Source organism: Roseisolibacter sp. H3M3-2, from assembly GCF_029211165.1.
Lineage (GTDB): Bacteria > Gemmatimonadota > Gemmatimonadetes > Gemmatimonadales > Gemmatimonadaceae > Roseisolibacter.
Genome location: NZ_JARGEK010000270.1, coordinates 1 through 6,942, shown reverse-complemented (window position 1 = coordinate 6,942; position 6,942 = coordinate 1). Strand labels below are relative to the sequence as shown.

The window sequence follows — 6,942 nt, the reverse complement described above, 5'->3', positions numbered from 1 at the left end:
GGGGCCGGCGCCGGGACCGCCGGCGCGTCCGAGTCGGGCGTCGCGCGCGGCGCCCGGGCCGTCGGCTCGGCGGACGGCGGGGGGATGATGTCGGGCGGGAGCGCCGCCGCCGTCTCGGCGGCCGGCGCCCCGTTGTCGGCGGCCGTCGCCGACTCGGGCACCCCCTCCCCCTCGACGCGCAGCGGCACGACGCCGAACGCCACCACGTCTCCCGCGCGCAGGCGGGCCCGCTCGACGCGCACCCCGTTGCGGAAGGTCCCGTTGCGCGAGCCGAGGTCCATCACGACGAGGTGGTCGTCCACCGCGTGCACCTCGGCGTGCCGACGCGAGACGGTGGGGTCGGCGAGCACCAGCGCGCACTCGGCGGACCGCCCGACCACGATGCTCCCGCCGGCCGGGAGGCCGGCCAGGCGGGTGCCCTGCGCGTCGACGAGGTGGAAGGACGACATGGTCCGAATCTAATGGCGGCCGGGAGGCGCGCTCAGCCGGGAGGGCGGCGCGCCGCGCGCACCCGGCCGATGGCGGTGAGCATCGCCCGCGCCTTGTTCTCGGTCTCGTCCCACTCCGTCGCGGGATCCGAGTCGTAGACGATCCCGGCCCCCGCCTGGACACTCGCCTCCCCGCCGGCGATCACGCAGGTGCGGATCGTGATCGCGAGGTCCATCCGCCGGTCGCCCGCCGCGATGTAGCCGACCGCGCCCGCGTACGGCCCGCGGCGCTCGGGCTCCAGCTCGTCGATGATCTCCATCGCCCGCACCTTGGGCGCGCCGCTCATGGTGCCGGCCGGGAAGACGGCCCGGAACACGTCGAGCGCCGACCGGTCCCCCTCCAGCGTCCCCTCGACCTGGCTGACGATGTGGAGCACGTGCGAGTAGCGCTCGACGTGCATCAGGCTCGTCACCTCGACCGACCCGAAGCGCGCCACGCGCCCGACGTCGTTGCGCCCGAGGTCGACGAGCATGACGTGCTCGGCGCGCTCCTTCTCGTCGGCGAGGAGGTCGGCCTCCATCGCGTCGTCCTCGGCGGGCGTCGCGCCGCGCGGGCGCGTGCCGGCGATCGGGCGCACGGTCACCCGCTCGTCGGCCACGCGCACCAGCAGCTCGGGCGAGCAGCCGACCAGCTCCGTCCCGTCGAGCACGAGGTGGTACATGTACGGCGACGGGTTGATCGCCCGCAGCGCGCGGTACAGCGCCATCGAGTCGAAGTCGTGCGGCACGCGGATGCGGCGCGCCAGCAGCGCCTGGAAGCAGTCGCCGGCGCGCACGTACTCCTTGATGCGCTCGACGTCGGCCATGAACCGCTCGCGCGGGTACGCGATCTCGCCCACCGCCGGCGGCGCCGACGGGTCGAGGTCGAGCGCGGGGAGCGGCTGCGGCGCGCGCAGCCGCGCGACGGTCGCGTCGACGTCGCGCACCGCCGCGTCGTAGGCCGCGCGGAGCGACGCCTCGTCGGCGGCCGTCGCGGCGTCGACCGGCACGCCGACCACGACGCGCGCCTGCGCCCGCAGGTTGTCGATCACGACCAGCGCGCGCGTGAACACGAACAGCGCGTCGGGCGCCCGCACGCCGCGCGGCGGCGCGTGCGGCAGGCGCTCGATGTGGCGCACCACGTCGTACGCGAAGAAGCCGACCGCGCCGCTCCAGAACGGCCCCAGCGCCGCCACCTCGGCGGGGCGGTACGCGGCCACCAGCGCCTGCAGGTCGGCGATCGGGTCGGCCGGCGTGCGCCGCGCGTGCCACCCCGCGTCGGGCGTCCAGTCCTCGACCGCCCCGTCGGCCAGCCGCCACGCCGCGCGCGGCTCGGTCCCGAGGAAGGTGTAGCGGCTCCACGTCTCGCCCCCCGCCGGCGCGCTCTCCAGCAGGAAGGCGAACGGGCCGCGGCGCAGCTTGGCGAACGCCGACACGGGCGTGTCCGTGTCGAGCAGGCAGTCGCGCCACACCGGCACGAGCGTGCCGGGCGCGGCGAGCGCGCGGAAGTCGTCGAAGGCGGACACGGGCGGGGCTGGGGGTGGGGCGCTTCCGGTCGGGGGGCGCGGCGGCGAGACTGCGGCATGACGCGACCGTCCCTCGCGCGCGCCGCGCTCGTGGTCCTGCCCGCCGTCCTGCTCGCCGCGCCGGCGCGCGGGCAGAGCCCCGCCGCCCCGGCCACGCCGCCTGCGGCGGCCACGTCGGGGTGGAACGACTCGACCTCGCTGGCCCTCGTGCGGCGCACCGCGGAGCGGCGGCGCGCCCAGCTGGCCGACACCGCGCTGCGCGACTACCGCGCGACGGCCCGCGGCACGCTCACCTTCCTGGGGCAGCTCGGCGACGTCTTCGCGACCCCGCCGCGGGTCATCCAGGCGACGCAGGTCGCGACGGAAGTCTACTGGCGGGCGCCGAACCTGAGCAAGCAGCGCGTGATCGGGACGCGCGACACCACCGTCCTCCCCACCGACAACTCCTTCTACCGCGACCGCTTCGGGATCGTCCAGAACAACTTCCCGAACGTCATCCGCGTCGGCGACGGGCGCGACGTCGCCGACGTCCCGCACCCCCTCGGCCCCGACGGCGAGGCGCGCTACGAGTTCGCGGTGCGCGACTCGCTCGCCATCCGCCTCGGCGACCGCACGGTGCGCGTGCTGGAGGTGCAGGTGCGCCCGCGCGACCCGGCGCGCCCCGGCATCGTCGGCTCGCTGTTCGTGGACCGCGCCGAGGCGCAGGTGGTCCGCATGGCGTTCACCTTCACGAGCGCGTCGTACCTCGACAAACGGAACGAGGACGTCTCGATCGTGCTGGAGAACGCGCTGGTGCAGGGGCGCTTCTGGCTCCCGCGCCGCCAGGAGGTCGAGGTGCGGCGCGCCGGCACGTACATGGACTTCCCCGCGCGCGGGATCATCCGCGGCCGCTGGGACATCGGCGACTACCGCGTCAACACCGAGCTGCCGCCGGCGACGTTCGCGGGGCCGGAGCTGGAGTTCGCGTCCCCCGCGCAGCGCCGCGCCTACGCGTTCGAGGGGTCGGTGCTCGACGCGATCCCCCCCGACGTCACGATGGTCACCGACGAGGACGTGGCGCGCGTCCAGGCGCAGGCGCGCGCCCTCGTGCAGGCGCAGGTGCTGCAGCGGGCCCGCGGGAGCGCGCTGTCGGCGCGCGCGGTCTCCGACTTCGTGCGCGCCAACCGCGTCGAGGGCGTCGCCCTCGGCGCCGGCTACCTGCTGCGCCTCGGCGGCGGCGTCGCGCTGCGCGCCCGCGCGCGCTACGGCTTCGCCGACGAGGCGGTGAAGGGCGGGCTCGCGCTCGAGCGCCGCTGGGGGAGCGGCGCCGCGCTGCGTCTCGAGGGGTACCGCGCCTATCGCGAGGCCGGGGACGAGCCCGAAGTGTCGCTCGCGCGGAACTCGCTCGCGTCGCAGGAGTTCGGCAGCGACTGGACCGACCCGTTCGACGTCGCCGGCCTGGCGCTGGGCGCCGAGCTGGCGCCGTGGCGCGGCATCCGCCCGTCGATCGCGGTCGCCTACGAGACGCAGGACGCGCTGTCGGTCGAGGCGCGCCCGGTGACCGGCCGGTTCGAGCCGACGTTGCCGGCCCTCACCCTCTCGGGGCCGCGCGTGGTGCTGGCCGCCGAGCGGGCGATGGGGGCGGGGCCGTTCGGCACCGCGCTGCAGTGGCGCGCCGAGGCGCGCGGCGGGACGTGGTCGCTGGGGCGGCACCAGGGGATCGGGTGCGACGACGGCGCGGTGTGCGGCGGCTTCGCGCGCGCGGCGGCCGGCGTCGAGGTCCAGCGCCCGCTCTCGTCCGACGGCACGCGCCGCCTGGTGCTGCGGACGACGCTCGCCGGCGTGGCCGGCTCGTCGACCGACGGCGGCGGCGTCCCGGCGCAGGAGCTGGTGCTGCTCGGCGGCCCGGTGACCGGCCCGGGCTACGACTTCCACCAGTTCGCCGGGCGCTTCGGCGCCAGCCAGCGCGTGGAGTGGCGCGTGCCGGTCCCGTTCCCGCCGATCTCGCTCGGGCGCTACGGCCGCTCGCCGGCCCGCGCGACGCTCGCGCCGTACGCGCACACCGTCTACGTCGCGCGCCCCTCCGACGTGCGCCCGGGGCGCGGCGGGTGGTCGCCGGCGCTCGGCGCGGGCGCCCACGTCTTCTTCGACCTGCTGCGGTTCGACGTCGCGCGCGGGCTGCGCGACGGGCGGTGGACCTTCTCCGTGGACGTGACGCGCGACTTCTGGCGCGTGCTCTAGGGCCGGCGCGTAGCTTTGGGGAAGTCGCGACCCTCCCTCCGCCCGTCCGCATGCGCCTCGTCCGTCCCCTCCTCGCCCTCCTCGTGTGCGTCGCCGGCCTCGCGCCGGCGGCGGCCGCGCAGAGCTTCCGCCTCTCGTTCCCGGCGGCGACGCACGCCGGCCCGGTGACCGGGCGCGCGTTCCTGTTCGTGGCGCGCCGAGGGGAGCCGGAGCCGCGGCTGCAGGCCGGCTCCCGCCGCGGCAGCGAGCCGTTCTTCGGCGTCGACGTCGAGGGGCTGGCGCCGGGGCGCGCGGTCGAGATCGACGCCGCGACGCCGGGCTTCCCGCTCGCCACGCTGAAGCAGCTGCCGGCGGGCGAGTACTACGTGCAGGGGATGATCCTTCCCTACACGCAGTTCCGGCGCTCCGACGGGCACACGGTCTGGGCGCACATGGACGCCGGCGAGGGACAGCGCTTCAACGCCGCCCCCGGATCGCTGGTGAGCGCGGTGCAGCGGGTCCGCATCGACCCGGCGGCGCCGGCGGTCGTGTCGCTCGCGCTCGACCGCACCATCCCGCCGGTCGCGCCGATCGCGGACACCGAGTGGGTGAAGCGCTTCACGATCACCTCGAAGCTCGCCAGCGCGTTCTGGAACCACCCGATGCCGCTCGGCGCCGTCGTCCTGCTGCCGAAGGGCTACGCCGAGAACCCGGCGCGCCGCTATCCGGTGGTCTACACGATCGGCCACTACGGGCGCGGCGCGCCGTTCGGCTTCACCTTCGAGGGGTGCGACCGCCCCGAGTCGGCGGAGGCGCGCGCCGCGCGGCTGGCGCGGACCGCCCGCGAGCCGGGGTGCGAGTTCCAGCGGGCGTGGACGTCGGGGCAGGTGCCCGAGGTGATCGCCGTCTTCCTGCAGCACACGACGCCCTTCTACGACGACTCGTACGCGCTCAACTCGGCGAACAACGGGCCGTACGGCGACGCCATCACGCGCGAGCTGATCCCCGAGGTCGACCGCCGCTTCCGCACGATCGGGTCGGCGTCGGCGCGCGTGATCACGGGCGGCTCCACGGGCGGGTGGGACGCGCTGGCGCTGCAGATCCACTACCCGGACGTCTTCGGCGGCGCCTGGTCGCTGTACCCCGACCAGCTCGACTTCCGCAACTACCAGTTCGGCGACGTCTACGCCGACAGCAACGCCTTCGTGCGCGCCGACGGCTCGTGGCTGCCGCGCGAGGTGCCGTCGAGCCGGACCCCTGAGGGGCTCACCGAGCTGACGGTGCGCGAGGAGAACCAGGCGGAGGCGGTGATCGCCAGCCGCGGCCGCTCGGGCGGGCAGTGGGACGGGTGGCAGGCCGCGTGGGCGCCGGTCGGCGCCGACGGCTACCCGAAGCCGCTCTGGGACAAGCGCACCGGGGCCATCGACCGCTCGGTCGCCGAGTCGATGCGCGCGCGCGGCTACGACCTGCGCGAGTACCTGGAGCGCAACTGGGGCACGGTCGGCCCGAAGCTCGTCGGCAAGCTGCACGTGGCGGTCGGCGACATGGACAACTACTTCCTCAACCTCGGCGTCTACCGCTTCGAGCAGTTCCTGGAGAGCACGAAGGAGCCGGGGAAGGGGCCGTACTACGCGGGCACGGTGGAGTACGGGCGCCCGCTCAAGCCGCACGGCTGGCAGCCGTGGACGAACCAGGAGCTGCTGCGGCGGATGGCCGAGCACATGCGGCGGAACGCGACGCAGCCGTAGCGGTCGCGGCGCGGCGCGCGTCGCGCCGCACCGCCGCGCGTCGTCGGGGCACGGGGCGCGGTGCCGGCCGCGCGCATCGTGCGGCGTGTCCACGACGATCCCTCCCGCGGCGGCGCCCGACGTGGTGCGCCTGGTCGAGCGCCTGGTCGGCGACGCGCTCGCGGCGCGCGCCAGCGACGTGCACGTCGAGACGGGGGAGGAGGCGGTGCGCGTGCGGCACCGCGTGGACGGGGTGCTGCGGGCGGTCGAGACGCTGCCCCGCGACGTCGGGCTCCCGCTCGTGTCTCGCCTCAAGATCCTGGCAGGGCTCGACATCGCCGACCGGCTGCGCCCGCAGGACGGGCGCGCGCGGGTGCGCGCCGGCGGCCGGCAGGTCGACGTGCGGCTGTCGACGCTCCCCGCCGCGCGCGGCGAGAACGTCGTGCTGCGGCTGCAGGCGCCCGAGGCGGGGCCGGGGACGCTCGAGGGGCTGGGGCTCTCCGCGCCCGACGCGGCGCGCGTGGCCGCGCTGCTCGACGCGCGCGAGGGGCTGGTGCTGGTCACCGGCCCGACGGGCTCCGGCAAGACGACCACGCTCTACGCCGCGCTGGCGCGCATCCTGGCGCGCGGCGGCGTGAACGTCGTCACCGTCGAGGACCCGGTCGAGCGCCGGCTGCCGGGCGTCGTGCAGGTCCAGGTGAACGAGCGCACCGGGCTCACGTTCGCCACCGCGCTGCGGGCGATCCTGCGGCAGGACCCGGACGTCGTGCTGGTCGGCGAGGTGCGCGACCGCGAGACGGCGGCCATCGCCGCGCAGGCCGCGCTGACGGGGCACCTCGTGCTGGCCACGCTGCACACCATCGACGCCGCGAGCGCGGTCACCCGGCTGGCCGACGTGGGCGTCGAGCCGGCGACGGTCGCCGGGGCGGCCAGCCTGCTGGTCGCGCAGGGGCTGCTGCGGCTGATCGGCCCCCGGTGCCGCCGCGAGCGCGCCCCGGGGTGGCGCGACCGTCGCCTCGCCGG

The 6,942-nt window shown here is 76.5% G+C and carries 5 protein-coding genes; 3 read left to right on the top strand and 2 right to left on the bottom strand.

The genetic code is table 11. The features are described from left to right. Together PYV61_RS18445 and PYV61_RS18440 are read right to left on the bottom strand one after the other, a co-directional pair. The coding region (locus PYV61_RS18445) for an FHA domain-containing protein (protein ID WP_275834327.1) at positions 1-449 on the bottom strand (449 nt) is incomplete at its 3' end. Positions 450-481: 32 nt separating this feature from the next. Further along, positions 482-1,993, bottom strand: a complete 1,512-nt coding sequence (locus tag PYV61_RS18440; protein WP_275834325.1) for an anthranilate synthase component I family protein — start codon at positions 1,991-1,993, stop codon at positions 482-484. 57 nt (positions 1,994-2,050) lie between these two features. Here PYV61_RS18440 and PYV61_RS18435 point away from each other — a divergent pair, with 57 nt between their 5' ends. The 3 genes from PYV61_RS18435 to PYV61_RS18425 form a co-directional block, all read left to right on the top strand. Beyond that, positions 2,051-4,213, top strand: a complete 2,163-nt coding sequence (locus PYV61_RS18435; RefSeq protein ID WP_275834323.1) for a hypothetical protein — start codon at positions 2,051-2,053, stop codon at positions 4,211-4,213. Positions 4,214-4,263: 50 nt separating this feature from the next. Next, entirely contained in the window at positions 4,264-5,940 is a 1,677-nt protein-coding gene (locus PYV61_RS18430) for an alpha/beta hydrolase-fold protein (protein WP_275834321.1), read from the top strand. Positions 5,941-6,025: 85 nt separating this feature from the next. Then, a partial coding sequence (locus PYV61_RS18425) for a GspE/PulE family protein (protein WP_275834319.1) occupies positions 6,026-6,942 on the top strand: 917 nt, incomplete at its 3' end.